The 26,811-nt window shown below is 64.4% G+C and carries 22 protein-coding genes and 1 tRNA gene; 10 read left to right on the forward strand and 13 right to left on the reverse strand.

What is annotated here, in order from left to right:
• Nucleotides 1–211: 211 nt before the first annotated feature.
• On the forward strand, nucleotides 212–1,576 hold the full coding sequence (gene mgtE, locus MJ8_RS17045; RefSeq protein ID WP_201410007.1) for a magnesium transporter: 1,365 nt from the start codon (nucleotides 212–214) through the stop codon (nucleotides 1,574–1,576).
• Nucleotides 1,577–1,623: 47 nt separating this feature from the next.
• On the opposite strand, the gene gor is transcribed toward mgtE, so the two are convergent.
• The 3 genes from gor to rpiA all read right to left on the reverse strand — a co-directional run bounded on the left by gor (nucleotide 1,624) and on the right by rpiA (nucleotide 4,485).
• Nucleotides 1,624–3,012 (reverse strand): glutathione-disulfide reductase, encoded by a 1,389-nt coding sequence (gene gor / locus MJ8_RS17050; RefSeq protein ID WP_201410008.1) that lies wholly within the window; start codon nucleotides 3,010–3,012, stop codon nucleotides 1,624–1,626.
• A gap of 120 nt (nucleotides 3,013–3,132) precedes the next feature.
• Entirely contained in the window at nucleotides 3,133–3,768 is a 636-nt protein-coding gene (locus MJ8_RS17055; protein WP_201410009.1) for a DUF2059 domain-containing protein, read from the reverse strand.
• Nucleotides 3,769–3,789: 21 nt separating this feature from the next.
• Nucleotides 3,790–4,485 (reverse strand): ribose-5-phosphate isomerase RpiA, encoded by a 696-nt coding sequence (gene rpiA, locus MJ8_RS17060; RefSeq protein ID WP_201410010.1) that lies wholly within the window; start codon nucleotides 4,483–4,485, stop codon nucleotides 3,790–3,792.
• Between the two features lie 159 nt (nucleotides 4,486–4,644).
• Here rpiA and MJ8_RS17065 point away from each other — a divergent pair, with 159 nt between their 5' ends.
• A complete protein-coding gene (locus MJ8_RS17065; RefSeq protein WP_201410011.1) occupies nucleotides 4,645–5,325 on the forward strand; it encodes a phosphoglycolate phosphatase in 681 nt (226 codons plus the stop codon).
• Between the two features lie 66 nt (nucleotides 5,326–5,391).
• On the opposite strand, the gene MJ8_RS17070 is transcribed toward MJ8_RS17065, so the two are convergent.
• The 4 genes from MJ8_RS17070 to MJ8_RS17085 form a co-directional block, all read right to left on the reverse strand.
• Nucleotides 5,392–5,466 (reverse strand) — tRNA-Val (locus MJ8_RS17070).
• Between the two features lie 111 nt (nucleotides 5,467–5,577).
• The gene (locus MJ8_RS17075) at nucleotides 5,578–5,748 is read right to left on the reverse strand and encodes a hypothetical protein (RefSeq protein ID WP_201410012.1); all 171 of its coding nucleotides are present in this window, start codon (nucleotides 5,746–5,748) and stop codon (nucleotides 5,578–5,580) included.
• A 100-nt stretch (nucleotides 5,749–5,848) separates the two neighbouring features.
• The gene (locus MJ8_RS17080) at nucleotides 5,849–7,366 is read right to left on the reverse strand and encodes an MBL fold metallo-hydrolase (protein ID WP_201410013.1); all 1,518 of its coding nucleotides are present in this window, start codon (nucleotides 7,364–7,366) and stop codon (nucleotides 5,849–5,851) included.
• Entirely contained in the window at nucleotides 7,359–10,700 is a 3,342-nt protein-coding gene (locus tag MJ8_RS17085) for a S8 family serine peptidase (RefSeq protein WP_225247950.1), read from the reverse strand. Before MJ8_RS17085 ends, MJ8_RS17080 begins: the two co-directional genes overlap by 8 nt.
• A gap of 33 nt (nucleotides 10,701–10,733) precedes the next feature.
• On the opposite strand from MJ8_RS17085, the gene MJ8_RS32350 reads away from it, so the two are divergent.
• Entirely contained in the window at nucleotides 10,734–11,132 is a 399-nt protein-coding gene (locus MJ8_RS32350; protein WP_225247951.1) for a hypothetical protein, read from the forward strand.
• Between the two features lie 437 nt (nucleotides 11,133–11,569).
• Nucleotides 11,570–12,253, forward strand: coding sequence for a Crp/Fnr family transcriptional regulator (locus MJ8_RS17090; protein WP_201415467.1), 684 nt, complete (start codon nucleotides 11,570–11,572; stop codon nucleotides 12,251–12,253).
• A gap of 56 nt (nucleotides 12,254–12,309) precedes the next feature.
• Here the strand turns inward: MJ8_RS17090 and MJ8_RS17095 are convergent, their stop codons facing one another.
• Complete coding sequence (locus MJ8_RS17095) at nucleotides 12,310–16,536, reverse strand: cytochrome P450 (protein WP_201410015.1); 4,227 nt, start codon at nucleotides 16,534–16,536, stop codon at nucleotides 12,310–12,312.
• Nucleotides 16,537–16,654: 118 nt separating this feature from the next.
• A complete protein-coding gene (locus MJ8_RS17100) occupies nucleotides 16,655–18,436 on the reverse strand; it encodes an adenylate/guanylate cyclase domain-containing protein (protein ID WP_201410016.1) in 1,782 nt (593 codons plus the stop codon).
• A gap of 417 nt (nucleotides 18,437–18,853) precedes the next feature.
• Here MJ8_RS17100 and MJ8_RS17105 point away from each other — a divergent pair, with 417 nt between their 5' ends.
• Together MJ8_RS17105 and MJ8_RS17110 are read left to right on the forward strand one after the other, a co-directional pair.
• Nucleotides 18,854–19,111 carry a PepSY domain-containing protein gene (locus MJ8_RS17105; protein ID WP_201410017.1) on the forward strand — a complete coding sequence of 86 codons (258 nt, stop codon included), beginning with the start codon at nucleotides 18,854–18,856 and terminating at the stop codon, nucleotides 19,109–19,111.
• 181 nt (nucleotides 19,112–19,292) lie between these two features.
• Nucleotides 19,293–19,763 (forward strand): hypothetical protein, encoded by a 471-nt coding sequence (locus MJ8_RS17110; protein WP_412177064.1) that lies wholly within the window; start codon nucleotides 19,293–19,295, stop codon nucleotides 19,761–19,763.
• Here MJ8_RS17110 and MJ8_RS17115 read toward each other — a convergent pair.
• Together MJ8_RS17115 and MJ8_RS17120 are read right to left on the reverse strand one after the other, a co-directional pair.
• Nucleotides 19,755–21,638 carry a L,D-transpeptidase family protein gene (locus MJ8_RS17115; protein WP_201410019.1) on the reverse strand — a complete coding sequence of 628 codons (1,884 nt, stop codon included), beginning with the start codon at nucleotides 21,636–21,638 and terminating at the stop codon, nucleotides 19,755–19,757. The two genes, MJ8_RS17110 and MJ8_RS17115, sit on opposite strands and share 9 nt — an antisense overlap.
• 218 nt (nucleotides 21,639–21,856) lie before the next feature.
• Nucleotides 21,857–22,603 carry a 3-oxoacyl-ACP reductase family protein gene (locus MJ8_RS17120; protein ID WP_201410020.1) on the reverse strand — a complete coding sequence of 249 codons (747 nt, stop codon included), beginning with the start codon at nucleotides 22,601–22,603 and terminating at the stop codon, nucleotides 21,857–21,859.
• Nucleotides 22,604–22,712: 109 nt separating this feature from the next.
• On the opposite strand from MJ8_RS17120, the gene MJ8_RS17125 reads away from it, so the two are divergent.
• The 3 genes from MJ8_RS17125 to plsY all read left to right on the forward strand — a co-directional run bounded on the left by MJ8_RS17125 (nucleotide 22,713) and on the right by plsY (nucleotide 24,514).
• Complete coding sequence (locus MJ8_RS17125) at nucleotides 22,713–23,324, forward strand: TetR/AcrR family transcriptional regulator (protein ID WP_201410021.1); 612 nt, start codon at nucleotides 22,713–22,715, stop codon at nucleotides 23,322–23,324.
• 72 nt (nucleotides 23,325–23,396) lie between these two features.
• Nucleotides 23,397–23,798, forward strand: a complete 402-nt coding sequence (locus tag MJ8_RS17130; protein ID WP_201410022.1) for a rhodanese-like domain-containing protein — start codon at nucleotides 23,397–23,399, stop codon at nucleotides 23,796–23,798.
• 32 nt (nucleotides 23,799–23,830) lie between these two features.
• Complete coding sequence (gene plsY / locus MJ8_RS17135; RefSeq protein ID WP_201410023.1) at nucleotides 23,831–24,514, forward strand: glycerol-3-phosphate 1-O-acyltransferase PlsY; 684 nt, start codon at nucleotides 23,831–23,833, stop codon at nucleotides 24,512–24,514.
• On the opposite strand, the gene MJ8_RS17140 is transcribed toward plsY, so the two are convergent.
• Complete coding sequence (locus tag MJ8_RS17140) at nucleotides 24,511–25,419, reverse strand: alpha/beta hydrolase (RefSeq protein ID WP_201410024.1); 909 nt, start codon at nucleotides 25,417–25,419, stop codon at nucleotides 24,511–24,513. The genes plsY and MJ8_RS17140 overlap by 4 nt on opposite strands.
• Nucleotides 25,420–25,466: 47 nt before the next feature.
• On the opposite strand from MJ8_RS17140, the gene MJ8_RS17145 reads away from it, so the two are divergent.
• Nucleotides 25,467–25,919: a MarR family winged helix-turn-helix transcriptional regulator gene (locus tag MJ8_RS17145; RefSeq protein ID WP_201410025.1), complete on the forward strand. Its 453-nt coding sequence runs from the start codon at nucleotides 25,467–25,469 to the stop codon at nucleotides 25,917–25,919.
• Nucleotides 25,920–26,108: 189 nt separating this feature from the next.
• Here MJ8_RS17145 and MJ8_RS17150 read toward each other — a convergent pair whose 3' ends face one another.
• Nucleotides 26,109–26,720, reverse strand: coding sequence for a pyridoxamine 5'-phosphate oxidase family protein (locus MJ8_RS17150; RefSeq protein ID WP_201410026.1), 612 nt, complete (start codon nucleotides 26,718–26,720; stop codon nucleotides 26,109–26,111).
• Nucleotides 26,721–26,811: the final 91 nt, after the last annotated feature.

Raw genomic sequence — 26,811 nt, forward strand, 5'->3', positions numbered from 1 at the left:
CCGGCCTCCCCGCATCCATTTTCGGCGCCCCCCGCGATTGACTCGGCAAAATGCGCTCCTATGTTGCGCGCGCTCGCTGATTTCCAACTCGAACCCCGCGAGCAGAAAGGTCAACCCGCCATGCCTGGCGACAGTCACAGTCGAACGCAACCGCCGTCCGCCCTGACGTGACCTGAAGGCTCACGTCCTGCCGGACGGCAAGGAGTGAGCCATGAACGAATTCGCACCCGTATTGGACGACGAAGCCGTCGCCGTCGCACGTGTTCTTGCCAACGATCACGTCGCCGACGTCGTCGAAGCCCTTAACCACGAGCCTCGTGAGACAGCCATCGAGCTGCTCTGCGCCGTGCCGTTCGAGCGGCTGGTCGAGATTTTCGACCAGCCGGAACTCGAGGCGGCACCGGAGCTTGCCGAGGCTCTGCCACGCCCTAAGGCGAGCAAGCTCCTGACCGCGATGTCGGTCGACCGCGCCGCCGACATCCTGCGCGAGCTGGACGAACCGGCCCGTTCGGAGCTGCTCGGCGCGCTTGCCCCGCCGTTGCGCACGACGCTGCTGTCCATCCTGGGATATCCGGAAGGCAGCGCCGCCTCGATCATGACCACGGAATTCGTCAGCGTGCCTTCCGACTGGACCGTCGGCCGCACGCTCGACTACATTCGTAAGGTCGAACGCACGCGCGAGACCATCTACGCCATCTACATCGTCGATCCGGACACGCAGCTCCTGCTGCGTTCGACCGGATTGCGCCGGCTGATCACCGGCAACCCGGAGGATTCGATCCTGTCGGTGGCGCCCGACCGCGCGCCGGTGACGGTAACGCCGCTCACCGATCGCGAGAACCTGGCGCAGACCATCTCGAAATACGACCTGCTCGCGCTGCCGGTCGTCGACCACGGCAGGATCCTCGGCATCGTCACCGTTGACGACATCATCGACACGATGATCGAGGAAACGACCGAGGACGTGCATCGCTTCGGCGGCATGGAGGCGCTGGACGAGCCCTATATGAAGATGGGTTTCCTCGCCATGATCCAGAAGCGCGCCGGCTGGCTCTGCGCGCTGTTCCTCAGCGAGATGCTGACGGCCAACGCCATGCAGAGCTACGAGGGCGAACTGGAAAAGGCGATCGTGCTGACGCTGTTCATCCCGCTGATCATGAGTTCCGGCGGCAATTCCGGCTCGCAGGCGACGTCGCTCGTCATCCGCGCGCTGGCGCTGCGCGAGATCGGGCTGCGCGACTGGTGGCGGGTGGCGCTGCGCGAGCTGCCGACCGGGGTCGTGCTCGGCTCGATCCTCGGCATCGTCGGCATCTGCCGCATAGCGCTCTGGCAGTATTTCGGCTTCTACGACTACGGTCCGCACTGGATGCTGATCGCGGCGACGGTGGGCGCGGCGCTGATCGGCATCGTCACCTTCGGCTCGCTGTCGGGATCGATGCTGCCCTTCGCGCTGAAGCGCATCGGCTTCGATCCGGCAAGCGCCTCTGCGCCGTTCGTCGCCACGCTGGTCGACGTCACCGGGCTGGTGATCTATTTCTCGGTGGCGCTGGTGATCCTGCGCGGCACGCTGCTTTGAAAGCATGTGGCAGCCGCCGGCCTCGCCGGTGGCTGCCCACGCGGCGATCAAACCCGTTCGCCGTTCTTCACGCGGTAAGTCGGCTTGTACATGGTAACCAGTTCCTCGGCCGCGGTCGGATGGACGGCCATGGTCCGGTCGAAATCGTCCTTGGTCAGCCCTGCCTTCAGGGGAATTCCGAGAAGCTGTGCCATCTCGCCGGCATCGGGGCCTAGAATATGGGCGCCGATCACCTTCCTGGACACGCCGTCGACCACCAGCTTCATCAGCATCTTCTCGTCGCGGCCGGACAGCGTATGCCGCATCGGACGGAACGACGCGCGATAGATCTCGACGTCGGGGAAGCGCTTGATCGCGTCGTCTTCCGACAGGCCGACGGTGCCGATCTCCGGCTGCGAGAACACCGCCGTCGGAATGGTGTCGTGGTCCGGAGCGGTCGGATTGTCCTTGAAGGCGGTCTCGATGAAGCACATCGCCTCGTGGATGGCGACCGGCGTCAGTTGCACGCGATGGGTGACGTCCCCGATTGCCCAGATGTTGTCGACATTGGTGCGCGAATATTTGTCGACGACGATCGCGCCGGTCTTGCTGAGTTCGATGCCGACACCTTCCAGGCCCATGTTCTCGGTGTTGGGAAGACGCCCGATCGCCAGCATGACCTGATCGACCGTCAGGGTTTGGCCGGACGACAACAGCACGTCCAGCCTGCCGTGGGGGGTCTTGCGCACCTCCTCCGAAACCGCGGGGCAGAGGATCCTGATCCCCTTCTTCTCCATCGTCTCATGCAGCGAGCGTCGCAGATCCATGTCGAAGCGGCTGAGGATCTCCTGGCCGCGATAGACGAGCGTGGTGTCGACGCCCAGGCCGTGGAAAATGTTGGCGAATTCGACGGCGATGTAGCCGCCGCCCTCGATCATGATCGCCTTCGGCAGTTCCTTGAGATCGAAGGCCTCATTGGAGAAGATGCAGTACTCGTGGCCTGACAGTGCCGGATGCGGGGCGGGCCTGCCGCCGGTAGCGATCAGGATTTGGTCCGCGCTGACGGTGCGATCTTCCGCGACCAGATAAACGGAATGCGGGTCGACGAGCACCGCGCGCGAATGAAAGGTCTCGCCGCCGGCGCCTTCGACATTCTTTTTGTAGATCGCTTCGAGCCGCGCGATCTCCTTGTCCTTGTTGGCGACCAGCGTCTGCCAGTCGAAGCTCGCCTCGGGCACGGTCCAGCCATAGCCGGCGGCGTCGGCGAAATGTTCGGGAAACTGCGAAGCATAGACGTAGAGTTTCTTCGGCACGCAGCCGCGGATGACGCAAGTGCCGCCGAACCGGTACTCCTCCGCGATGGCGACCCGCTTGCCGAGGGCCGCCGCCACCCGCGCCGCCCTCACCCCGCCCGAGCCGCCGCCGATGACGAACAGATCATAGTCGTAAGCGGCCATCGCGACGGGCTCCTGCGGATGAGAAAGACGGGTCACAGGTAGGCTGCAAAGCGGCAAAAGAAAAGCCCGGGCAAACCCGGGCTTTGTGGTCCAGCGGCCAGAGGCCGATGGAAAGAGACATCAGTTCTGCGAATCGTCCGCCGGAGCCGAATTGTCGGCAGGGGCCGAATTGTCCGCGGGAGCTGAATTGTCCGCCGGAGCGGAACCGTCTGCGGGCGCCGTGGCGTCCGGAGCCGGCGCTGCCGGCGCCTTGGCCTTGGCCGCGGCCGCAAGCGTCTCGCCGACCTGCTGCGCGAGGTCGCGGGCAACACCGTTCTGCCAGATGTCGGCGGCCTTCACGAGATCGCGCGTCACCGCGGGGCCGCTGTCCAGGAGCTTCTTGCCGGCTTCCGAGCTGTAGAAGGTGGCGATGTCGTTGAGCTCCTGTTCGGAAAACACCTTGGCATAGGCAAGGGCTGCCTCCTTCTCGAGATCGGCGCGCCGCGAGGCGAGGGCGAGCGCCTTCTCGGCCACGGTCTTGCCGATCAGCTCCTGCATGTCGGGATTCTTCTGGATCAGCTGCGCTTCGAGCGCACCGGCCGCCTGCGGCAGGATGTTGTCGAACGTGTCCGTCGCATGGATCGCCGCGACGGCCGCGCGCGCCGCCTTCAGGTGCGATTCGCTGACGTCCTGCGCGAACGCCGGCAAGGACAGCGCAAGAACGGCCGAGGCCGCCAGAAACATCGAAAGGCGGCGAACTCGTTTAGGCAACATCATGGTCGGTAGAACTCCCTGGTTTCAGGCTGCATGGACGGTTTCGATACCGTCGCCGCCGGCGATGATGGCCGTTGACGCCAGCCCGATGAATAGACCGTGCTCGACAACGCCTGGAATGGCGAAGAGAGCATTCGAAAGCGCTCTTGTATCCGGAATGCGGCCAAAAGATGCATCGAGGATAAAGTGGCCGCCGTCTGTAACAAATGGCTGGCCCCCCGTCATCCTCAATGTAACCGGGCCGGAAAGGCCGAGCTTTGCAGCGGCGGCTCCAACCGCGATCTCGGTGGCGCGCAGGCCGAACTGATTGACCTCGATCGGCAGCGGGAACCGGCCGAGGGTCTCGACCAGCTTGGACTTGTCGGCAATCACGATCATGCGCCCGGACGCAGCCGCGACGATCTTCTCGCGCAGCAGCGCACCGCCGCCGCCCTTGATCAAGGTCAGGTTCGGATCGACCTCGTCGGCGCCGTCGATGGTAAGGTCAAGTTCCGGCGTGTCCTCGAGCGTGGATAGCGGCACGCCGAGCTCGCGGCAGAGCGCCGCGGTGCGCTCGGAAGTCGGCACGCCGATGACCTTGTGGCCGGTCGCGACCTTCTCGGCCAGCAACCGCACGAATTCTTCCGCCGTGGTGCCGGTGCCGATGCCGAGCCGCATGCCGCTGCCGACATGGGCGAGCGCCGCCCGCGCGGCTTCGACCTTCAACTGCCTTGCATCCATGAGAACCCCGATTTTGCCGGTTTCGCGGGCCTCCTAGCATTTTTGCCTGCCCCGTCAAAGGCTCCCTCGCCAAAGGCTCTGTGGACCGATCGAGGCTCCTTGCTTGAACACTGGCCAGCTTGTATCGCCTGCGGCAACGCAATTGTTTCAGGACAGCTCATGACCCGCCCAATCATTGTCTTCGACCTCGACGGTACGCTGGTCGATACGGCGCCGGATCTGCTCGACAGCCTCAACCACAGCCTGGCGGCCAGCGATCTCGCCGCTGTCGACGAAGCCGGCTTCAGGCGCTTCGTCGGCCATGGCGGGCGCGTCATGATCGAACGCGCCCATGCCGCGCAGAACAAGGCGTTGGCGGCCGAGGAACACGACCGGCTCCTGAAACTGTTCCTCGACCACTACACGCTGAACATTCCCGGCAAATCCCGTCCCTACCCCGGCGTCATAGCAGCGCTCGATCGTTTCCAGGCCGCGGGCTACCTGATGGCGGTCTGCACCAACAAATATGAAGCGAATTCCGCGACGCTGATCGGCGCGCTCGGCATGTCGAGCTATTTTGCCGCGATCTGCGGCCAGGACACCTTCGCCTTCCGCAAGCCCGACCCGCGCCATCTGACCGAGACGATCAGGCTGGCCGGCGGCGATCCGGACAGCGCCTTGATGGTCGGCGATTCGCAGACCGACATCGACACCGCCAAGGCGGCCGGCATTCCCGTGGTCGCGGTCGATTTCGGCTATACCGACCGCCACGTGCGCGAATTCGAACCGACCCTGGTGATCTCGCATTTCGACGCGCTGACGCCGGAACTGGCCGAGCGGCTGATCGCGGCGTCGCGTTAGGCCCGCAAGCACTCAACTAAATTTGCTGGAACTCATGGGATCATCCAACCTTTTCAGAAGGTTGGATGGTGGGCGATGTAGGGATTGAACCTACGACCCCACCCGTGTGAAGGGTGTGCTCTCCCGCTGAGCTAATCGCCCGCTCGTCGCCCGAAGGCCAAGCGAGCCGCGATATAAGGGAGGCAGGCTCTCGAAGTCAAGGCGAACCGCCGATGATCTTTCAAGGCCCCCAAACGTCGAGCGCGCCGCCGCCTAGATCAGCCCCCTCCTCACATTCATGCGCGTCACGGCCGTCACCAGAACGGCGCCGGTCATGAAATAGAGCGTGGCGATGATGTGGCCCTGGTGGAAATGCAGTCCAGCGAACAAAAGGGCCGTGACCACGGCAAGGAAGGCGATGGCGCGCGAGAAGGCATCGGGCATGGGGCGACCTTGTAGAATGTGTTGACTGGCCGCCCTCAATTCGGCCGCTCGCTCCATAGAGCGGTTTTCGATTTTCCGCAATCCGCCCCCCGGCGAACGCTCAGGCCAGATCCACTTCCACCCATAGCCCGCCCGGTCCGCGTGCCGCATCGCGCGGCGCGCTGCGCACGGCCTGGATCGAGCCGGACGGCGCGGCGAAGGCCGGCTTTCCGTTCTCGTCGGCCAGCCACGGATCGTCGGCGCGAATGACGCGGCCCTTGGTCTTCGCCTCGAGCGCGGTCAGGATGCCGTCATAGGGCATCTCGCCCCAGTGCACTTTCACCGCGTCGACCTTGTTGGTGGGGATGAAGGCCGAGAGGTCGGTGCTGGTCAGCAGGTCGAAACCCTGTTTCTGCGGCGTGGCGTTCTGGCTGCCGTGGTGGGCGACCTTGAGGTAGACGGTGCGCGCCAGAAGATCGGCTGAGGTGACCGTGCCCTGCCCCACCGGCCATTTCAGGTCCTTCCAGCTCAGCCAGCTGCCGATCTGGGCATCGCCGGGGAACAGCAGCACCCGGCCCGAGTCGATGAACTCGAAGGCCAGCACCAGGCTGGTGTTGTTGACGCCGCGGTCGAGCTGCAGGGCAAGGTCGGCGGCGATCCCCATCCAGTCGGCGTCGATGCGCCGCCAGGACTGGTCGCGGTCTTCCATGGATGCGGCGGCCGAAACCGGCCCGGCATAATGCTTGCGCACATAGGCGCCGATATCGATGGCCGGGTCGCTGCCCTTGTCGCCTTTCAGCGCCGCGGACAGCGGCGTGCCGACATTGCGTTCGAACGGGCTGAGTTCGTCGACGTAACCGGCATCCGCCGCCTCGTTCATCTTGAGGCCGCTCATCAGCGCCCGCGCGAACGGGCCGCCGCTGGCCAGCGGGAACATCTCGCTCGCCTTCTCCTCCAGTCGCAGCGCCGCCTTGTCGCGCGGTGGGCCCAGCACATAGACGCGCAGATTGGGCAATGCGTCGATCGTCACCGGCGGCGCGCCGGGCTCGAAATAGGTCGGTGACGGTTTTTGCGAGAGCCTGGCGGCAGCGTCGCGGGCCGAGCGCACTCGCTCGCCGGCCGCGCCGAACTGGAAGCCGAGCACTGATTGCAGACCATCGCGCACGCTGGCCATGTAGGAGCTGAGCCCCTGCATCGCGTCAAGCTTCTGGCCCACGCCCTGCAGCGCGGCGATCGCCTGGCCCTTGAACTTGTCGAGCTCCGCGGCCTCGGCGTCCGCCGGATTCTCCGTCCAGGCCATCCAGACGTCGCCAACGGCAAAGTCCTTGAAAAGGTCCTTCGCGGTCAGGAAGCCGGAGACATGATCCCAATGCTCGTGCGTGACGACGAGGATGTCGATCTTGCCGCCGGTCTCTTTCCTGATGTCGGCGACGATGTCGGCGATCAACGCCGGGCCGCCCGCAATCGAAACATGGATGCCGCAATCGATGAGCATGCGGAAAGGCTTTCCATCCGCCTTCCTGAACGTGAGCAGGTGGCAATCGCCTATGCCCTGGCAATAGTGCCGCACGGTAACGCCCGCTGCCGGGGCCGCAGCCGCTTTTGCCGGCCTTGTTCTCGTCGCCGGCTTTCTAGACATGGTCGTCGTCTCCATCGCTGGCATGCAGCAAGGCGAAGGGCTCCGCCACTTCGCCGCCGAAATAGAGCGCTCTCAATGGCGACAGATAATTGGCCGCCATCGACCCGGCCTGACGCTTCTGCCGGTCCGTGCTGCCGGTGTTCTTGATGATCGAATAGCGGATCTCCTCAAAACCCTCGCGCGGGTCGATGATGATCGTGGCGCCGCCGCGGAACCAGAAGAAGCCGTCGCCCTTGGCCATGCCTTGCGGCATCGCAGTGCCGTCGAGCGCGACCGGAATGCGCTGTTGGATGACGGCCACCACCTCGACGCGGAACGAGCCGTCCGGCTCGACGCGGCGTGTCGGGCGCACGCTGTAGATGTCGAAGGTCGTCTCGCCTTTCTTCGGCGCGTGCATGACCGTGCCGTCCTCGTTGTAGCGCGGCAGATCGGGCAGCAGGCCGAACTGTTTGTAGAGATCCTGATTGGAGGCAAAGGCCTTGTGCATCGCCTTCCACAGCGCGTAGCGGTTCTTGTCGTTGAGCGCGAAGATCTCGGCCCGCTTCAATTTCTGGTTCCAGCCAAGATCGATCTTGCTGAGCAGACCCCTCAGCCAGGAAGGTGACGGATCTTCCGGCGCGCTCCAGGCAAGCGTCTCTTCCGAGATGGTGCGCACGTCGCGCGGCAGAAGCTTCCATTTGCGGAAAGATTCCAGGAAAGCCAGGCGGTAGTGCAACGGATCGTCCGGGTAAGCGTCGCGGTCGGCGGTGATCAGCGCACGCAGATATTCGCCGAAGGTGATGTCGACGGAAGGGCAATAGTCGAGCGCGCGGATGCACATGGTCAGCATCTGCCTGGCGGTCTTGGCGACCTCGTCAGTCAGGCGCTCGACCAGGCTCGGATGCAAGGTTCCGGCCGGCAGGATGCCGGAGCCGCCGGTGGCAAGCTGGATCAGGTCGTCGGTCCGCCGGTCGGCGATCGCCAGGAAGGCCTGGTAGACGGCGAAGACCAGGATCGAGCCGCGGTCATGCGCCTCGAAGGTCTTGTCGTAGTCGAGATCGGCCATCCCGGCGGCGCCATATTCACGCAATGGCCCGGCCCTGCCGCTGCCTTCGCCGAACTGCTTGGCGATGCCCGAGAGCAGCGAAGCGGCCGACAATTCGCCCCTCGCCTTGCCGATCTCGAAGCCGACGAGCTCCTTCAACGTAAAATGCTGGAACAGCGCGACGATGTCTGCGAAGGCCTCGTGGAAGGCCGGCACATCCGGGTTGGACGCTTCCTGGAAGCGACGATGCAGCCCGTCGAGCAGCGCATGCGACATCTCATGCGCAACGATGTCGCTGGACAAGCACGAAAACACCGTTGTTCCGGGCGTGGTAACGTCGCCCTCATTGCTGGTCGCCGGGAAATAGCCGAACAGCAACGCCTTCTTTTCCGGGCTGTAATAGGCATTCTCGGCGCGCAAGGCATGTGGGTAGATGCGCAGGCGCGGCACGTAGTGCGCCTTCACCGTCATGTCGCCGGTCCGGCCGGGAGCCTCGGCATAATGCGGCGCCCACAATGCCCGCCGGCCGAGCGCGCGCTCGAAATGGCCGATCGTGGTCATGGCGACGGCATAGACCATCTGCTGGTGGAATTTCGGGTTGCCTTCCGAAGGCGGCAGGCCGTCCTGCGCCAGAAGCACCTTGTCGTTGAGGTCGACCGGATCGTAGATGCGGTCGGACGCGGGGTCGACATCCACCACTTCGAGATATTCGCCGATCGGACCGGGCAGCAGCGGCTTGTCCGTCGCCGGCTCGTCGTCCCACGGCACCGAAAGCGTCGCCTGGTACACCGAAACCGAATCCAGTCGCTTGGCCACCGACGGATCGAGGGCGTAGATGCGCAGGCGCCGTTGCGGCGGCGGCAGCGGCCGCGGCTTGCGCTTGATGGCCGGCGCAGGGCCCGTAATCGGCGCAGGAACGGCTGCGCCGGCACCTAGCCTGCCGAGCAAGCTTTCCAGAAACGCCTTGAGCGGCTTCGACGGATTGCCCTGGTCGAGCGCGGCTTCGAGGAAGCGGTTGCGTGCCGCAGCCGAAACCTGGTCCGGATTGCCGTCCGGGTCGGCGACCGCCTGTTCGATCGCCGTCGAGCGTTGCGCCATCTGCGTCAGCTCCAGCGCGAACATCATTCGCTGCCGCAATGTCGCCGGCGGTGGCGCCGCCAAGGAATTCCCGCCGGTCAGAAGGTCGAGCCAGCTCCATGTGTAGGTGGCGGGGGCGAGCTTCGTCAGGTCCCCCGCCGCCGGTGGCAGGAAGTCCAGCGCATCGAGAGCGCGCAACACGCCCTGCCCGATCTTTTCCTTCGTCTCGGCCACGTCCATCTTGGCAGTCGATTTCAAGGCCTTCGCGAACAACGCCTTGCGTACAGCCTCGATGCGCATCCACGGCTGAGGATAATTCTTCACCACGTCCCAATGCTCGGCCAGCCACAGAGCAGCCGCGGCGGCGACCTGCGGAGTGGCCGCCGAGGTGCCGTTGCCGTCCATGTCGACCACCTTGCGGCAATCGATCTCGGCCCAGGGCACGTTCGGCGTGTAGGCGCCGAGCGCCGTGTTCATCTTGGAAGGCGGGCCGTAATTGCCTTGCATGGTGCCAAGCGCAAGGCCGGCATAGGCGCGCCCGTCGCCCATCACGCCGCAGGCCGCAAGCACGCGGTTGTAGCGGGCCGGATAGACGATGCTGCTTGGCGTGAAGGTGAAATTGTTGCCCGCTGCCGTGACCATCACCAGACCGTGGTCATAGGCAAGGTTGACGGCGTCGACCAGGGCTTGCGAGGCGAGGCCGCCCATGCTCATCGACAGCACCTGTGCGCCTTGCTGGCGCGCATAATCGATGCCTTGCACCATGGTGCCGGTGGTCAGCCGCACCACCCAGTCGGCAATGCGCACCGGCAGGATCTTCGCCAGCGGCGCGCCGCCGACGAAATCGGTGAAACCCGGCCAATGCGGCGACGTGCCGTCGAGCTTGTTTCCGGCAAGCAGGCTGAGCGTGCCGGTGCCATGGCCGCGATTGCTGGTGAGCGTGCCGGCCGGAGCATGGTCGGTCGCGTTGTTCGGACCGGTCCCGTCGTCGACGAAGTTGCGTTGCTGGGCTGTAAGAAGCCCGGCCGGCAGAGTCTCGTGGTTCGGGTCGAAACCGGTATCGAGATGGGCGATCGTGATGTTTGCCTGCTTGGCGCCCACCCTGTTGCGCGCCGCCGCGAACTGGCTGAAGTCAGGCGCGGCGTTCCAGGCGACGCGCCCCGCAACCACCGCCTGTCCGCCCTGCGGGTCCTGATCGTCGAACGCGCAGACGGGACTGGCGCTTGCCGCCATGCCGCGGTCACCGGCGCCGTTCCTGTAATCCCATTGCTGCTGAATATCCGGCTCGACCGCGAGCACCTCTGCGCCCGCAGCCCCAAGCGCTGGAGTCCGGGCAACAAGATCGTGGGCGTGGTCCCAGGGATTGTCCGTATCGGCGGCATCCGTGGCCAACCGCAACCAGGTGGCGCCGCGATCCCCGGCCGCGGCCGGGCCTGGGCTGCCGACACCGGGCGGGAGAGCAAGGATCGGTTCTGCTTCGATCCCGCCGATCCGGGGCGGCCCGCCTCGCACCGCGAGGCCCGCGGCGTCGCCATGAACCTTTACAAGGAGTCCCTTCGCGGCTGCCACGGCGTGCCCCTCCCCAAAGCCGACCATGGCGCCGACCGTCCGCTCCAGTCAAGCCAAGGTTCCTGCCATGCTTCGATCGAGCTCTTTGCCGACTAGGCAATCATGCGGGCAGTCTTTCAAAGCAAAGGCGACCGAGTCATGAACCCACATATTTCAGAAACGACAGTCGCTCCGGCGGACATGCATATCTGTGAGCGCCTTCACATACGCCGAACAGGATTGCGCGCAGATATTGCACCGGGTTCTCGAGAAGAAATTTCGATCACTTAGCCATTTTCAGATTTGCTGTCTGCGCGCTGGGCACCTCCCACCCAAGCGCGCGGACGGCGTTTCGAAGGATCGGCCCGCAACCGCCAGTGCGCCCGGTCTCCTTACGGTTTGCCGGCTTGTTCGACTTCGGCGTGTCGGGCGTGACATCGGACCTCCTGTCCGCCGCCCGCCGAACTCGGTCAGCCACCACAGAAGGAGACGACGCTTTGATCGAGCACGCACTTATCCTACAATTTCCGCTCAACGAGAGGCGGAATCGTATCATGGCTACAAACGGCGCGGACGACGGGAACCTGCCGCGCCTGGCGCGCATCGACCCGCGCCAGTTCGACCTGCTGTTCAGCGGCTGCAAGCTGGAGCGTTATGCCGCCGGCCAGCATTTGTTCGTCCAGGAGGATGCTTCCGATCGCATTTACGGCGTGATGAGCGGTACCGTCGAGATTTCGATCTACTCGCCGGGCGGGCAGAAGCTGGTGGCCAATATCGAGCTGTCGCGCAGCCTGGTCGGCGAGATCGGGGCGCTCGACGGGCGTCCGCGCACCGCGACCGCCATCTGCCTCACTGCCTGCGAGCTGGTTTCGCTGAGCCGGACGCAACTCTTTGATCGGATTGAGAAAAACCCGCCTCTTGCACGCGCTATGATCGAGTTGCTGTGCGCAAGGCTGCGCTGGGTCAGCGGCGAACTGGGCGACCAGGCCTTTTTCGGCATCGAGGCCAGGCTGGCAAAGCGGCTGGTGTTCCTGAGCGGCGTCATGGCCGACACCGCCGGCTGGATTCCGATTTCGCAGTCGGAGCTCGGCGAGTTCCTCGGCGCGACGCGCGAATCCGTCAACAAGACGCTGAACGATTGGCGCAACCGGCAGATGATCGCCATCAAGCGCGGCGGGTTGCGCATCACCAACCTCGCCGCGCTGAATCAGATCGCCGAATCGCAGGACGACGACTGAGCGTTCGGATTCAGCGACCTCACCCGGGTTTCGACGAAGCGGCCAACCGCATCAGATCACAACCGCGAGACCATATAGCGCAGCGCCGAGCGGCTCGGCATGAAGAAATAGCCGCCGCCCTTGGTGGTGACGAACTGCGGCACGTTCTTGAGCACAGTGACCTTTTCCCAGGAAGGGATCGAGAACCGGCCGCCGCCGCCTCGCGCGCCGATCGTCGGGTCCGTCTCGCCCACAAGACCCTGGAACGAGTTCGACGAGACCCATGTCTGCTGGATGAACTCGTATTGGCGTTCGATATCGGCGTTGAGGCACATGAAGAGCAGGCCCTTTTCTGTCTTCCCGCCTTTGCCCTTCTTCTCATAGGTGCGGCCGACGCGCAGGATGCGATGGCGCTTGCCGATCCTGATCTGCGTGTCGCGATCCTCGCCGAGCGAATCGCGCGGATTGGAACGGCGTATGTGGGAGCCGAGCGGGCAAGCGTGCCCTTGCGGGTCTTCCGCGCCGAGCGCGAAATCATTGTCGATGCCACGGCCTGGACGCCCGTTCGGATTGCGCACCAGCGAGCTGCCGTCCTGCCAGCGGCCGAGCATCTTTGCCGCCACCCAGCGCTGATCGATGGCGGGATCGCCGGTCTCATTTGCGGCCTGGATAGCGGCCCGCCTGCAGTAATCGTCGAACAATTCGACATGCTGCTCGAACTGGCGCATGACGAGAAAAGTGCCGTTGCGGCCGAAATCCCGCGGCGGAGGCGGTTGTCCCGGGATCTGCCGGTTGCGCCGCACCTGCGAAAGGATGCCGGTGCGGTCCAGCGCCGCCTCGACCGATGGGGAGGCGGGGTAGAAGCCATGCTCGTCGCGATAGCCGAACAGGAACTCGCCTGGCGCGACGAGATGCATGGGCGCGGCTCCCTTGGCGGCGCGCGCCGTGCCCCGGACGATCGGCTGCGAGACGCCGTCGACGAAACCGAAATGCTCGACCGCGCGCTTGCCGTCGCGCTTCACCAGCAGCGGCAACTCGGCTGCCACGGACATGCCGGCACCCGTCGTTTGTCGATTCATGGCCGCGACCTCGGCTTTCAACGTGGCCGGCGTCTCGGCGTAGCAGACGATGACGAGGTCGACAGGATTCTTGGGCGAGCCCCATTGCCATTTGTCGGGAGCGTCGGGGCCGGTGTCGTTGAGGATGCGGCTGCGCTCGGGCGTTCCCATGCCTTGGCGGAAAGCGACCGGAAACGTATCCAACGGTTCGTCGTCGACGCCGCCCTGCAGCCCGAGCCGGCGCAGGCCGTTCGGGCCAAACGCCACCGTCATGGCGCGGCCGGCCGGCACGCCGTCGCCGAAGCTGGTCTTGTCGATCACGAAATCGAGCCACGCTTTGCGCTTGGCTGCGGGCAAACCGTCCGGCACCTCGATCGCAAGCATATGCGCGTGACCGAGCGCACCGAATGGCCCGAAGAAGATCGACTGGATTTCCCCCGATTCCAGCTCTTCGAGCGGTGCGGACGCCGATTCGGGCAAGCTGGTTGTGTCCGCCGGGCGCGCTTGCGGGCGCGGCAGGGACCCAAACAGGCTTAGCCAGTCGCGAGCCTCGTTGCCGGTGGCCGAAGCGATGCCGCGCCTGATCCTGGAGTTGATGCGTATGCGCGTGGTGTTGAGATGCGGATAGGCGCTGTACCAGAACAGCGTCGGCACCTGCTGGCGCCGCGCCCAGCGCTTGAAGCGGTCGCCGTCGCGCGCGCCGTCGAGGAACAGCCAGCGCGTGCGCGGATAGCCTTCGGTGTTGCTCCACACGCCGGTCAGGCCGGCCGAAGCCTTGGCGATGAAATCCTCGAGATAGCTTTCCCAGCTGCCGCCGTAGTTGGAGAAGAACACCAGCCTGTCGGTGCCGGGCAACAGCACCCAGCGGGCGAAATGAATGGTGTTGATGGTGGCGAGGAAGCCCGGTCGGAATACTTTCTGCGCCGATATCGAGATCAGATAAAAGGAGAGCCTCAGCGCCAGCCGCCGCAAGATCCCAGGCTTCATCGTCGAGATCGCCGTCAGGTTGTTCTGTGCGGCATGATCCTCCCTGGCCAGGATCTTTTCGAGCGCGCCGATATCGACCGGAGTGTTCGCAGGCCGGTCCTTGTCCTCGAGCCGCCGCAGCGCCAGGAAGCAGAGGCCGACGAACAGGAGGAGGATGGCCAGCAGGCCGAGCACCGAAAGCAGAAGCGCGGCTCCGGCGATCGCGATATTGGCGAAGGTGAAACCATGCGGATTGCCGAACACCAGCACATAGGTCATGCGCCAAAAGGCCAGAACGACGATCGCCACGGTGGCGAACATCTTCGGTGTCAACAGCGTCGTCGTCAGCGCCTGCGACCAGTGACCGGGCGGCCGTTCGAGCAGGCTTTCAGCGGGCTCGAACGCCCAGCCGAATTGCCCGAGGCAGCGGACATGCCGGCGCGCTTCGGCGAGCACATCCATCGCATTGCCGTTGCCCGCGCGGGGCTTCTCGACGATCTCGCGCACGCTGTCGGCGAGCTTCGCCTCGGCCAGGATCCGCCGCACGGAATGCCCCGGCGTGCCCGAGAAAACCAGGCCGGCGGTGCTGCCGAAGGAGGGCGATATGTCGATATGGTTCTTCTTCAGGAAGTCCTCCAGCGGCCCGCCGTCCGGAAGGCCGCAGACATTCCTGAGGATCGGCCGCAACCGGTGACCGATCGATTGCGCGACGGCGGCGATGACCTCGTCGGTGCTGCCGTCGCCCGATATCTCTAGCACCAGCGCGCCGGTCTCGGTCCCCGTTTTCTCGTCCTTGCCGGTCGGAACGACGGCCAGGCTGGTGAAATGAATGGTGCCGACCTCGTCGAGCGCAGCGCGGACCTCGCCGATCGCCGGATTGCCGAGATCGGCGACCTTGTCGCGCACCGCATCGAGCGGCATCGGTCGGGTGATCGGGCAGACCACCGTCACCATCGACTGATCGGCGGTGCGGCAAAGCGGCGAGCGCTCGAAATCGACTTTGAGGCTCGCCGGATAGGCGCCGACATTGACCAGCTTGCCGGCCCTGCCCCGCGCGCGGGCCAGCTTCGGTTTGCTGAACAGGGCGCGGACGCATTCGCCGATCTGGATGCGGGCGATCTCGGCGCCGATGCACAAATGGATGCCGTAGCCGAACACCATGTAGTCGCGATGCGGGCGCGACGTGTCGAACTCGTTCGGCCGCTGCACGATCTCCGGATCGAACATGGCTGAAAGCGTCGCCGGCATCACCACCGTTCCGGCTTTGACGAGGCGCTCGCGGCGCGTGCCCTTGCCGATGACCACGTCACGCCTCGTGTAGCGCCACGGCCCGATCCAGATCGGCTTGAAGCGCATGGCCTCCATGATCGCCCGATCGAGCTTGCCGGTATCGCCGGCCGTGATGGCCGCATCCACCGCCTGTCGCGCATCGGCTCGCGACAGGATCACATCCAGGCAGTTGCCGCCGGCGAGCACATTGGTCGGCACGAAGCCGGCGACCATGCCGAGCATGATCGAATGGATGTCGGGCAGCGACAGCCGCCCCTGGTCCATCAGCGCGACGAGGCGGGCCAGCGGCCGGTCGTCCTTACCGGGTCTTTCCCTGATCGCGGCGATCGAGCGGTCTATGACCTTGATCAGGCGATCGCCTCCGACCACGGCAAGCTGGCGCGTGGTGGGGTTTGCCGTCGGGTCGGAGAAGAACAATGCGCTGAGCGCGATCGACCAGTCGGCGAACTCGGTTTCGTCGTCGATCTCGAGGCCGAAATAATCGCGGCAGATGCGCACCGGCACGATCTTCATCAACCCGGCGATGGCATCGAAGCCGGGGGTGGCGCGGGTCACAATGTCGCGCGAATGACGCTCGGCGATCGGTCTGACGGCGGCTTCGACTTCCGCCGGCGGGAACGCGCTCAGCACGGCCGATTTCATCTGCCGGTACGCGGCGCCGTCCTGCATGCCGAGAATGAAATTCGAGCCCCGGGCGAGCTCGGCCATTTCCGGCCCATAGGGTGTCTCGAACTCGTCGCCCCGCTCCAATATGTCGCGCACATCCGCGCCCTTGGTGACGAGCAGGAAATTGCCGAAGCCGAGATTCGGCCAGAAACGGCGCAGCAGCGCCAGTAGCCAGCGCGGATCCCCAAGAAGAAAGCCGGCGATGCGGGAAGCAATACCGTCCTTGGAGCGCAGCCGGTTGATGTCGAAAGGCGGCATCTCGGCGACCGGACGCTGGCTCTTCTGAGCGGCGCGGACGGCGGCGAAGTATTTCAAAGTGATCATCGCGTTCAAGCCCCCCGGCTGTCCACGTCAATGCGATGCCGGCGTTGTTCTGGCCTAGGTTTGCATCGGTCCGGCGTATGTGAACCCGTTCACAGTCATTTAATGTCGGCCCCGACAATCATCCGGCAGACTTGGCCAGATCGAAATTGGCGATCAGGAAATTGTTCTTTGCCGGGTCCGCGAACGGTATCCAACGTATCCTTTGCTCGGAAAAATCGGGATGCCTGGTCATGAAAATCGCAAGCTCGCGCGCCGCCTCGTCGCGCCGGCCGCTTCTCATCAGCGCACCTATCTTGAGGAACCTTGCGTAGAAGTAGCCCGGCGACAGGTTGAGCGAGCGCTCTGCGGTGGCGATCGCGGCCGGCCAGTCCTCGACGAAGCAATAGGCCGCGGCCAGTTCCCCCAGATTGTGGAATCGATAGAGGTCGAACGGACTCAACCGCTCGGTGTCGAGGAAGAACGGTATCGCCCCGGTCGCATCGCCAAGCAAAAGGTGCGCGCTGCCCATGGCCGAGCGGGCGAAGGCAAAGCTCGGATTGATGTGGATCGCCTCGGCAAGGTGCTCGGCCGCCAATGCCGGAAGGCCGCGCATGATGTCGGCCGCGCCGAGATAGGCATGCGGGCGCGCATCGAGGCTGTCCATCAGCAGCGCCTTGCGCGCAAGCGTCTCGACTTTCTCGAGATCGTCGCTGTCGCCGAAACGCAGCCATGCCCGCCAGAAATACCACCATGCGAGCTCGTTGAGCACGGCGCTGGAATTCGGATCTTCCTGGTAGGCCTTGTCGAAGAATTCGAGGGCGATGTCGGTGTCGCGGCGGGTACGCCTGTTCATGTGCCAGCGGCCGCGCCTGACCAATTGCCAGGTTTCGAGGCTTTCCCACGGCACTTGGAACGTGCGCACCTGCTCGGCGCGATCGACCTCCTTGTCGAGGATGGAAACGATCTCGCTGCCGATCTGGTCCCGCAGGCTGAAGATGTCGACGAGATCGCGGTCGAAGCGTTGCGACCAGACCAGGCGCCCGTTCGAGGTGTCGGTGAGCGATGCATTGAGGCGTATCTGCCTGTCGGAGCGCGCCAGCGTGCCGCCGACGATGTAGCGCGCGCCGAGCGCATTGCCGATGAGCCTCGTGCCCAGGCTGTCGTCGCGAAATTGGAAGCTGGACCCCTTGGCGATGACCGAAAGCCAGCGTGTGTTGGAAAGCCCGTATATGATGTCCTCGGCGATGCCATCGGCCATGTAGCCGACATCGGGTTCGCTCCCGTTGCCCTGGAACGGCAGCACGGCGATTGCAGGCGGCCCCTTGGCGATCGGCCTATAATGGCCAGGTGTGGCGGGGATGGAAGCGAAGGAAGCCGCCGCGACGGGGCCGTTGCCGCCACGGCCGGCGATCAGGACCTGCACCGGCAGGGCGATGTTCTTCAGGCTGAATTCGCCGAGATCGGTGAAGACGGCCGACGTCTTGTCCTTCACGTGGTGCCATGTCGTCGCCGAGATGGCGACGCCGTCATGCGGCGCGAATTCCTGGAGCCGGGCTGCGATGTTCACGTCGTCGCCGTAGAGCCGGCCTTCGCGGACGATGACGTCGCCGGTATTGATCCCGGCGCGAAACGGCATGCGCATATCCTCGGTGACCGCGGCATTCAGCGCCACGATCCGGCCCTGGAAATCGAAAGCCGCCCGCAGGGCTTCGATCGGGGTGCCGAATTCAGCCATGATGCTGTCGCCGGCATCGCCGAACGTGCGCCCGCCAAAGGCGCTGCAACTATCGGCAATAATGTCTCGCCTCTCCTCGAAGGCGGCGACGGCAAGTTCGTCGTCGATGCCCATCAGTCGCGAGAATCCTACGGCATCGATCGAAACGATTGTCGCAAGCTGACGGGTATAATTCCGTTCAGCCATGATCGAGCCCCCAGTCCCGCTTTCAATCCAGAACAGGCGACCTGCGCTCAAAAGAAACACGTCGCCGTCTGCCGATGGATATCCCCGGCAGGTCCGGCGCGCCGTTGCCACCCTGTTATGACCAGAACTCTATCAGGGTCTTGCCGAAAGCTCTACTACGAACAGCTAATATGACGAACTCCCCGTCCGGCGCATGGTTAGTCGTTCGTTACATCGAGCGAAACCTCCAGACAACGCCTCTACCTTTTGAAATCAAAAGGCCTTTCGCGCGAGGCGATACCTGAATTGGTTACCGGCAGACATGGGTTGGCCGCATCGAGGCGGAGCTTCGGGAGGCGTTATTCTTACGTTGCGGAACCAACCTGCCCAGGTGCGAGTTTCTGACCGCATCTGCCAACACGAGATTTGAGGGCTCTCATGCGCACTGTTGTTTTGGCAACCGGTATCGCGGTCTTCCTGGCCGGCGGACCGGCCTTCGCGGCGGACGACAAGGCACTACCCCCGCAGAATGCCAAGAAGCTCTCGGAAATCGTCGCCAAGGTCGAGCACCGCACCGACTTCCGCTATGTGAAGGAAGTCGATTGGGATAGCGACGGCTACACCATCACCTACTACACCACGGACAAGGCCAAGGTCCAAATCACCTACGACCCCGTGAGCGGCGAACCCAAATAGGCTGCGCCTCAGCGTCCCGCGAGCATATAAGCCCTCTGCCCTCCGGTGTCCCGCCTCTGTGCCTTGGTGTTCAACACTCCTTCGCCGCGCGCGAAAACCCGGTACGGCGGACCAGGCTTGCATCGATAAAACTTTGGTGGCTGACTGCCCGTCATGATTGCGGGCACGGGGGTGCATGGCAATGATCGGCTACGTCCTGAAGCGCATCCTGATGGTGCTTGTCGGCTATCTGGTCGCTGTGCTCGTCGGATTGATCGCCGTGGTGGTGATCTACGCGGTATTGAGTTCGCTGCCCAATGCGCCGGCTTATTTCGGGCTTATGGAGTTCACGCCGGTCGCCGTGCTGGTTGTTCCACCGCTCGGCATGTTCGTCTATTTCCTGACGATCATCCTGACGGGGATGCAGACGCTGGTCCTTGCCCTGATCGCCGAGTTCTTCTCGCTACGAAACTTTTGGCTGCACATGGTTTTCGGCGCCGCCGCCGCGGCTGCCGGTTTCATGCTGATCTGGCCCGACACTGCCGATGACCCGGAACGCTGGGCCGATATGGGCATTATCGCCGCCGCCGGCCTGGTGGCCGGCCTGGTCTACTGGTTGATCGCCGGACGCGACGCCGGTTTTCGCCGGCCGTTGATCCAGCGCTCAGCTTGACGGCGTGCGCACCGCTTCGGTCGCGTCCAGCGCCTGTATCAGCTTGGAATCGCGGTCATAGACGTCGTCGAAATACTCGACTTTGCCCGACATGTCCGGCCATGCGGTGAAATAGGCGACATAGACCGGGATGACGCGCGTGACATTCTCGGTGGAATGGCCGTGCTTCAGCTTCTCGGCGATATCATCGACCGTTGTGCCGAGCACGGCGGCGGCCATGCCGCGCGGGTCCTGCAAACGGACACAGCCATGGCTGAGCGCGCGCATGTCGCGTGCGAAGAACGACTTCTGCGGCGTGTCGTGCATGTAGATGGCATGCTTGTTGGGGAAGAGGATCTTCAATTCACCCAGGGCATTCGCTTCGCTCGGCTGCTGACGCACGCTGAAGGGGATTTTAGCGCCATATGCACCCCAATCGACCTCCGAGGAGGGAATGCGCTTGCCGCGTGCGTCCGTCACCTCGTAGCCGGCACGGTCGAGATAGCCCGGATCGCTGCGCAGCCTCGGCAGCATCTCATTGACGATGATCGACTGCGGCACGCCCCAATAGGGATGGAAGTCGACCTGCTTGATCTGGTTGTAGAAGAAGGCGGTCTGGTTGGTGACCCGGCCGATGACCGCGCGGGTCTTCAGCTTCTCCTCGCCATTGTCGATATAGCTGGCGGTGAAGGCCGGCTGGTTGATGAAGACGCGCGGGCTGCCGAGATCCGACGGCATCCAGCGCAGTTCCTCGAGCGCCACCTTGACCTTCTCGATCTTGTCGGCCTTCGACGTGCCGGCCAGCGAAGCAACGGTGCGAGGGCCGATGACTCCATCGCCCTTCATGCCGGCGCGCTGCTGCACGGCCTTGATCACCGGCACCAGCTCGGGATCGTAGAGCTCGCTCTTGCCAAGCCTGGCGAGCACCTCGCCGTAATTGCCGCCCATCTCATCGTCGAGATTGCGCGAAATCAGCGTCAGCAACTTCGGCAGTTCGGGACTGCTCTCGCCGGGCTTGAGCAGCAATTTGGGATCGACGACGATCTCGTTTTCCTCGCTGGCCTCGAGCGTTTCCAGTTCGACGCGCAGCGCCTGGTATTCGGCATTCTGCGGGTGCCGCGATTCGAGATAAGTGCGGACCTCCTGGGTATGCGCCAGTGTCTTCAGCGCGCCTTCCAGATCGAAGGGCTTGGCTGGGAAATCGTAGTAACCGGTCATCCGGTTGGGGTCGACGCGGCCGCTCTGGGCATCATGCGCATAGCGCAGCACGCGCGCCGACAGCGCCATCTCGAAGCGCGCCAGTTCCTTGGTCCGCTCTTCCGGTGTGGCGGAACTGGCGGCAGCCGGAACATCGACGGAGTAGTCGGCCGGCGTCAGACCGAAACTCGCCGCCTCGCCAAGCACACGCAGCGCGTCTTGCGCCCTGCTGTTGGGGGCGTTGTCGCTCACCCAGATGAAATCCGGATTGGCCGAATAATAGGCGACCAGCGCCTTGGCGATGTCGGGCTCGGCGAACAGCTCGTAGTCGCTCAAGCCTGCGACGGCATCGCGGAAGCTGTTGCTCGTCACCGACGGGACAAAGGCGGCGTCCTGCGCGGTCGCCGGCTGCGGCGCCGGCAGCAGCGCCTTGAAATCGACCCGCACAAGCTTGTCGGCCCTGTAGGTGTTGTAAGTCGGGCTGCTGATCCTGGCGCCACCACCCTCTCCGGCTGGGACGCTCGGCCGAATCTTGCGCGGCTTGGGCGGTGGCGGAAATTCGCCTTGCGGGTTGTGCCGGATGCCGCCGCCGAACAGCATGTCGAACAGCCCTTGCGCGCTTGCCGGCTGCTGCCCGAGGGCAAGCGTCGCCGCAATCGCGATCGGCAGGACGGCCTTTTTGTTCCCGAGGATTTTCATGCTTCACCCGCACCGGTTGAGACCGGTTCCCGTTCCGCGCCGCTGGACGGTCCCGCCCTCCGCATGGCGGATGTATGACGTGACTATACCGATTCATACTGATTTCGTTAAGCTTCCATAAATTTCCGGAGCCGTGTTGCAGAACGGTTTCACATCATCGTGAGACCCGAAGCGGCGATCGCTCCGGGCCCCACGCACTCGCAAAGGTGTCGAAACAATCAGGCGTTGGCGCCGCCATCGATGGTCAGCGATGCCCCCGTGACGAAGCGTCCTTCAGGGCTCGCCAACCAGGCCACCATTCCCGCGATCTCCTCTGCCTCGCCGAAGCGCGGCGTCGCCATCTTCCGGCGCTGGTGCTCCGCATGGGGCCCGTCGGCCGGATTCATGTCGGTGTCGGTGGAGCCTGGATGAACGATGTTGGCGGTGATGCCGCGCGGGCCGAGGTCGCGCGCCAAAGCCTTCGTCAGTCCGACCAGCGCCGCCTTGCTGGTCGAATAGGCGCTGAGACCCGCATCCGTCACGCGTTCGGCCAGATTGCTGCCGATCGAGATGATCCTGCCGCCATCCGCCATATGCCGCGCGGCGGCCTTGGAGGCGACGAAAGGCGCTCTGAGATTGACCTCCATGCTCTCGTCGAAATCGGCGAGCGACAAGGCGTCGATCGGCGCGGCACGCCAGATGCCGGCGCTGTTGACCAGGATGTCGAGCCGCCCGAACGCATCCATCGCGTGGTCGACGGCGCTCTCGATCGCCTGGGCATCGCGCCCGTCGGCCTTGATGGCGATCGCGCGCCCACCGGCCGCGTCGATTTCATCGACCACCGCTCGCGCCTGCGCTTCACCATTCACGTAGGTCAACGCGACGCTCGCGCCGTCGCGCGCGAGTCTTTTCGCGATAGCCGCGCCGATACCGCGGCTGCCGCCGGTGACGAATGCAGCCTTGCCGCGCAACGGGTTTGAAGACATCGGATTCTCCTTTATGTAACGATCGATACACAAATAGCTGCCAAAGCTTGCCGGGTGCCGTCAAGTAAATTATGTATCGATCAACACAGAAATCGAACGAAAGGACACCATGTCGGAAAGGGGTCGCCCGCGAAGCTTTGATCGAGCCGCCGCCTTGCGCCGGGCGATGGAGGTTTTCTGGGCCAAGGGCTACGAGGGCGCGTCGCTCAGCGATCTGACTGCGGCCATGGGCATCAATTCGCCCAGCCTCTACGCCGCCTTCGGCAGCAAGGAAGCGCTCTTCCTCGAGGCGACCGACCTCTACACGCGCAGCGAAGGCACCGATATCTGGTCGACGCTGGAAGAGGCCCCGACGGCGCGGCTCGCGATCGAGGGGTTCCTGACGCAGACCGCCCGGGCCTATTCACAGACCGACCGACCGCAGGGGTGCCTCATCGCCCTCGGAGCCTTGCATCAGGATTCGACACAAGGGCTGATCTGCGAGGATCTGCGCCGCCGCCGCGCCGAAAATCAGAAGGCGCTTCAAGCGCGCCTGGACCGGGCGGTGGCGGAGGGCGAACTGCCTGCCGATTTCGATTGCCAGGCCGCGGCCACCTTCTTCGCCACCGTGCAGCATGGCATGTCGATCCAGGCGCGCGACGGCGCAACCCATGCCGCCCTCATGGCGACCGTTGCCGGCGCCATGGCGGCATGGCGGACGATGGCCGAGGCCAGCACCTGACCCCGTGACAAACGCCGGGCTTTGTGATCGAAATTCCGGCGGCTGCAGAAAACGTGGCCGGGAGGGTTTGCCGTGAAGAAAGGGTATCGCCAGCTTCTCGACGAGGCGAATGCCGAGATCGAGGTCGTGTCGCCGGAGGAGGCAGCGGGGCTGCTGGAGGATGACGGGACGATCTTCATCGATTTGCGCGACCCACGCGAGATCGAGCGCGACGGCAAGATACCCGGCGCCAAGAATGTGACGCGCGGCATGCTGGAATTCTGGATCGATCCCGAAAGCCCCTACCACAAGCCGTTCTTCGCAAGCGGCAAGACCTTCGTCTTCTTCTGCGCCGGCGGCTGGCGCTCGGCCCTAGCCGCCAAGACGGCGCAGGACATGGGCCTGACGCCGGTCAAGCACATCCTCGGCGGCTACACCGCCTGGAAGGCGGCCGGCCTGCCGGTAGAGCCGGGACAGAAAAAGAAGGCGGACTGATCACAGCCCCAGCAACACCCGGGACCGACCCGATGATTTTCTGGATAGCGAGCGCGGTTGGATTGGCGATCGCCTATCTCCTCGGTTCGACGCCTTCCGGGTACCTGGCCGGCAGACTGCTCAAGGACATCGACATCCGCGAGCACGGCTCCAAATCGACCGGCGCGACCAATGTGCTCAGAACCCTGGGAAAATGGCCCGCGCTGGCGGTGCTGCTGGTCGATATACTGAAAGGCGTGGCGGCGATCGTCTTTGCCCGCTGGTTTTATCCCTGGTGCTACACGATATCGTCCATCGCGCCAGCGACCCCGCTTGAACTTCAAATCTGGGTGTCTTGGGCCGTATGCCTTGCCGGACTCGCCGTGTTGCTTGGGCACGGCCGCTCGGTCTGGTTGAATTTCACGGGCGGAAAATCCGCGGCGACAGGATTGGGCGTGCTGCTGGCCATGTCATGGCCCGTAGGATTGGGTGCCGTGACGGCATTTGCCGTCACGCTGGCGCTTTTCCGGATCGTTTCCCTCAGCTCGATGCTGGGGGCGCTGACGGCAGTCGCGCTTGTCTGCGGCTTGGAGCAACCATTGCCCTATCGCTTGCTGGTGATCGGGGGCAGCCTCTACGTGATCTTGCGCCACCGCGCCAACATCCAGCGGCTGCTGGCCGGAACGGAGCCGCGCCTTGGCCATAGCAGCAAGGAACGGGGCGCGGCGCGTCCCTAGTGCAGAGTCGATTCGCGCTGCCCGGTCACGAAACCCACCGCGCGCGCAACGACATCCCTGTCGGCGAGAATCCGCCGGTGGCCGAGCCCGTCGGCCCAGTGCAGGTGGACATGTTTGCCGGCGCCCGCGTAACGCTTCGCATGATCGGCATGGACCTCGCGATCGTCGGGCGCGTGGATGATCAGCGTCGGCACCGGCGCCTCCGCAAGCTGGCGATCGCCGGTGAATTCACTGAGCGGCCGCCCGGAAAGGTGCTTCACTCTGTCCGCCATGGCAATGCGAGAGCGCGGCCCGACATTCATCATGTCGCTGAAATCGTCGAAGATCGCAGGGAGCGAGCTCGGCGCGGCAATCAGCACGAGCTTCTGCGCCTTGAGCGGCGGCATGCCCTTGACCGAGGCCGCGACGGCGTTGGCGGCAATCGCGCCGCCGAAGGAATGGCCGACGACGGCGGTGAAAGGACCGAACCACTCGCCTGTGACACGCACCGCCTCAACCGCATTCACCATGTTGAGATGGCGGCCAAGCGAATGGCCATGCCCTGGCAAATCGAGCGAGACGACCTTGTAGCCGGCGCCGCGAAACCCTTCGATCAAAGCGCGCATATATTCGGTGCGCGAGCGCCAGCCATGGATGACGAGCACGGTGCCGCGCGGTTCCCTGCCCGGCTCCGGCCGGAATTCATGCACCGCGACACAATCGGTCCTGGTCTTCAGCCGGTGATGGCGCGCCTCGGCCATGAAGCCTGAAGCGCGTTCGACGGCCCGGCGCTCGCCGTCGCTCAAGGCCTTGACGCTGGGCGTCCGGCAAAACAATTCGAACGCGGCGCGGCCGCTGAGACGCGGCGCAACATGCTCGGCCGCGCCGAAAACGCCCCGGATGACCTTCATTCCAAATGATGCCATATTGGCAGTCCATCCATTCGTTCAAACATGAACATAATAGTTCAAACATGAACATTAAGCAAGAGCTGCCCTGGGACAATCCTCGCTTTCGCAACTGGGTTGCGGTGGCGCGCGCCTGCCACGTGCTGGAGCGCACGCTTGCCGTGAAGCTCGGCCCGCTCGACCTCAAGCCGGCGCAGCTCGACGTGCTGATGAACCTCTACCGCCACCCCGGCATGTCGCAGCACGATCTTGCCCGAAAACTCTTGGTCGGGCGCTCCAATGTCACCATGCTGTTGCCGCAGCTTGAGACGCGCGGACTGGTGCGGCGCGAGGGCGACGAGAAGGACAAGCGCGTCCTGCGGCTGAACCTCACCGAGGCGGGCGAGGCCCTGCTGATGGAGGCGCTGAAGGTCCATATGGCGCTGATCGAGAAGGCGATGAGCCAGTCGACGCCGGAACAGTGCGACATGATCGGCGAGCAGATGCGCAAGATCGCCGACGTGCTGAAGGAAGCCTGAGCATAGGTTTGCCAAGACTTGGCTCAGGTGCGCTGAGATTTCGGTCAGGCCGAGTCGGAGACGGGCGCGAAGCGACCAAACTGGGTGGGCTCCGAGAACCGGAGCGGAGCGTACTCAAGTTACGTGCGCACCCGAAGCGCAGGAACCCGCCATTTGCAGGCCGGCCTCACCGAACTATCGGCGCACCTGTCACCACATCGTCTTCTTTGCTCTTTCCGGCCATTCCTGGTCGTACTTCTGGCCGTCGATGTTCTTGCGGCTGGTGACCTCGAGGATCTGGCCGGGCGTTGGCAAAGACTTCGGGTCGACATGCCTGGCCGGGTTCCAGAGGTCCGAGCGCACGATGGCGCGGGCACACTGGAAGTAGACCGTGTCGACATCGACGACGGTGACTGAGCGGGCCGGCTTGCCGTCCACCGTGAAGGACGCGCAAAGTCCGGTATCGGTCGTGATATGAGCACGGCCGTTGACGCGCAGCGTGGTGCCCGAGCCCGGCACCAGGAAGAGCAGCCCGACGCGCGGATCGCGAATGATGTTCTTCAGCGAATCAGCGCGGTTGTTGCCGCGCCTATCGGGCATCATCAGCGTCTTGTCGTCGACGATGCGCACGAAGCCGGCGAGATCGCCGCGCGGCGAGCAGTCGAGTCCCTCGGGTCCGCTGGTCGCCAGCGCCACGAAGGGCGAGGCCTCGATGAAGGCGGCATATTCAGGAATCACATGGTCGAGTTCCTTGACGACCGAAGCCTCGCCCGGCAGCCCGTAAAGCGCCTCGAGCTGTTCGACGGATGTGATGCGCGACATCTTCTTCCCCTCCTGACCTTTTGCCGGCGCTACCCTATGTGCATGACGCCTTGACGACAGCCGGCTGCCGATATCGGACTGCCAGGCGCCA

The sequence above is a fragment of the Mesorhizobium sp. J8 genome (assembly GCF_016591715.1).
Classification (GTDB): Bacteria; Pseudomonadota; Alphaproteobacteria; order Rhizobiales; family Rhizobiaceae; genus Mesorhizobium.

Excerpts from the sequence above, each read along its gene's own strand:
- mgtE (WP_201410007.1), top strand. The coding sequence starts at position 212 with ATGAACGAATTCGCACCCGTATTGGACGACGAAGCCGTCGCCGTCGCA.
- gor (WP_201410008.1), bottom strand. The coding sequence starts at position 3,012 with ATGGCCGCTTACGACTATGATCTGTTCGTCATCGGCGGCGGCTCGGGC.
- MJ8_RS17055 (WP_201410009.1), bottom strand. The coding sequence starts at position 3,768 with ATGATGTTGCCTAAACGAGTTCGCCGCCTTTCGATGTTTCTGGCGGCC.
- rpiA (WP_201410010.1), bottom strand. The coding sequence starts at position 4,485 with ATGGATGCAAGGCAGTTGAAGGTCGAAGCCGCGCGGGCGGCGCTCGCC.
- MJ8_RS17065 (WP_201410011.1), top strand. The coding sequence starts at position 4,645 with ATGACCCGCCCAATCATTGTCTTCGACCTCGACGGTACGCTGGTCGAT.
- MJ8_RS17075 (WP_201410012.1), bottom strand. The coding sequence starts at position 5,748 with ATGCCCGATGCCTTCTCGCGCGCCATCGCCTTCCTTGCCGTGGTCACG.
- MJ8_RS17080 (WP_201410013.1), bottom strand. The coding sequence starts at position 7,366 with ATGTCTAGAAAGCCGGCGACGAGAACAAGGCCGGCAAAAGCGGCTGCG.
- MJ8_RS17085 (WP_225247950.1), bottom strand. The coding sequence starts at position 10,700 with ATGGCGGCAAGCGCCAGTCCCGTCTGCGCGTTCGACGATCAGGACCCG.
- MJ8_RS17090 (WP_201415467.1), top strand. The coding sequence starts at position 11,570 with ATGGCTACAAACGGCGCGGACGACGGGAACCTGCCGCGCCTGGCGCGC.
- MJ8_RS17095 (WP_201410015.1), bottom strand. The coding sequence starts at position 16,536 with ATGATCACTTTGAAATACTTCGCCGCCGTCCGCGCCGCTCAGAAGAGC.
- MJ8_RS17100 (WP_201410016.1), bottom strand. The coding sequence starts at position 18,436 with ATGGCTGAACGGAATTATACCCGTCAGCTTGCGACAATCGTTTCGATC.
- MJ8_RS17105 (WP_201410017.1), top strand. The coding sequence starts at position 18,854 with ATGCGCACTGTTGTTTTGGCAACCGGTATCGCGGTCTTCCTGGCCGGC.
- MJ8_RS17110 (WP_412177064.1), top strand. The coding sequence starts at position 19,293 with ATGATCGGCTACGTCCTGAAGCGCATCCTGATGGTGCTTGTCGGCTAT.
- MJ8_RS17115 (WP_201410019.1), bottom strand. The coding sequence starts at position 21,638 with ATGAAAATCCTCGGGAACAAAAAGGCCGTCCTGCCGATCGCGATTGCG.
- MJ8_RS17120 (WP_201410020.1), bottom strand. The coding sequence starts at position 22,603 with ATGTCTTCAAACCCGTTGCGCGGCAAGGCTGCATTCGTCACCGGCGGC.
- MJ8_RS17125 (WP_201410021.1), top strand. The coding sequence starts at position 22,713 with ATGTCGGAAAGGGGTCGCCCGCGAAGCTTTGATCGAGCCGCCGCCTTG.
- plsY (WP_201410023.1), top strand. The coding sequence starts at position 23,831 with ATGATTTTCTGGATAGCGAGCGCGGTTGGATTGGCGATCGCCTATCTC.
- MJ8_RS17140 (WP_201410024.1), bottom strand. The coding sequence starts at position 25,419 with ATGGCATCATTTGGAATGAAGGTCATCCGGGGCGTTTTCGGCGCGGCC.
- MJ8_RS17145 (WP_201410025.1), top strand. The coding sequence starts at position 25,467 with ATGAACATTAAGCAAGAGCTGCCCTGGGACAATCCTCGCTTTCGCAAC.
- MJ8_RS17150 (WP_201410026.1), bottom strand. The coding sequence starts at position 26,720 with ATGTCGCGCATCACATCCGTCGAACAGCTCGAGGCGCTTTACGGGCTG.